Origin of the sequence: Paenalicyclobacillus ferrooxydans, from assembly GCF_001399675.1 — a bacterium.
Classification (GTDB): Bacteria; Bacillota; Bacilli; order Alicyclobacillales; family Alicyclobacillaceae; genus Alicyclobacillus_B; species Alicyclobacillus_B ferrooxydans.
The window spans coordinates 1-1,385 of sequence record NZ_LJCO01000067.1; the positions used below are offsets into that span (position 1 = coordinate 1).

1 protein-coding gene is annotated in these 1,385 nt (G+C 54.6%); it reads left to right on the plus strand.

Annotation, left to right across the window (positions count from 1 at the left end):
- Window positions 1-107: 107 nt before the first annotated feature.
- Window positions 108-1,334 carry an IS256 family transposase gene (locus AN477_RS15135; protein WP_054970006.1) on the plus strand — a complete coding sequence of 409 codons (1,227 nt, stop codon included), beginning with the start codon at window positions 108-110 and terminating at the stop codon, window positions 1,332-1,334.
- The last annotated feature ends 51 nt before the right edge of the window (window positions 1,335-1,385 follow it).

Here is a 1,385-nt window from a genome sequence, read left to right on the forward strand (position 1 = left end):
GTTAGAGTCTCATGTAGTGGTGTAAATTCCAAGGCTGGATCTTGACGAGAAAGCCATCGAGTGCAATCTACTAAAGGTGACGAGCAAATAGTAGAGGAGGCACGTCGATGGCTTCTACAGACAAGATCGCACTTTTGGAGCTTATTCGCAAGATTGGATTAGAAGATGGTGATGTGGATTTCCTGAAGGAGGGGCTGAGAGTTCTCACCCAGGCTGTGATGGAGGCTGAGGTGAGTTCCCTGATCGGTGCTGAACGGTATGAGCGCAGTGAGAAGCGCAGCAATAGCCGTAATGGGCACAGAGACCGAGAATGGGATACTCGTGTTGGGACGATTGAATTACAGATCCCGAAGCTCCGTAAGGGGAGCTACTTCCCCAGTATGCTAGAGCCCCGACGCAAGGCTGAGAAGGCACTGTTGTCGGTGGTTCAAGAGGCGTACGTGCATGGTGTGAGCACTCGAAAAGTCGACGAGTTGGTAGAATCCATGGGAATTCAGGGGCTTAGCAAGAGCGAGGTCTCTCGCATCTGTAAGGAGCTCGACGACGTCGTACAGGACTTCAAGAACCGCCCGCTTGAGGGCACGTACCCGTATCTGTGGCTAGATGCGACCTTCCCGAAAGTGCGAGAAGGTGGACGGGTGCAGAGTATGGCGTTTGTGATTGCGATTGGCGTACGAGAAACTGGCGAGCGCGAAGTATTGGGGTTCGACATTGGCACCAGCGAGGACGGGTCGTTTTGGCTGACATTCATCCGCAGTCTGGTCGCACGTGGGCTGCGTGGCGTGCAGTTGGTGATTAGCGATGCCCATGAAGGACTACGCACTGCGATTGGCTCTGCGCTGACCGGAGCAACGTGGCAGCGCTGCCGTGTTCACACGATGCGCAATATCCTTAGCCAGGTGCCAAGAGCGTCACAGTCGATGGTATCGTCCATTGTCCGGACGATCTTTGCCCAACCAACACAGGAAGCCGCCAAGCAGCAACTGGCTGTTGTTGTGGAGCAACTTCAGGGGAAATTCCCGAAGGCAATGGATGTATTGGGGCGTGCGGAGGAAGACGTACTGGCGTACATGGCGTTCCCAAAAGAGCACTGGAAGCAGATTTGCTCGACCAACCCACTTGAGCGTTTGAACCGTGAACTCAGGCGGCGCTTTGACGTGGTCGGCATCTTTCCGAACCGGGAATCCGTACTACGCCTTGGGGGAGCCATTCTCCAGGAGCAGAACGATGAGTGGATCGTCGCACGACGCTACTTCAGCCGAGAGTCCATGGCAAAACTCACCGGTACCGACGAACAGCAATTGCTGGCGCCAACGTCAGTGTTGCATAAATAGCCGACACTAAGGGGTTGCACTCAAATTTACACCACTTGACGGGACACTACC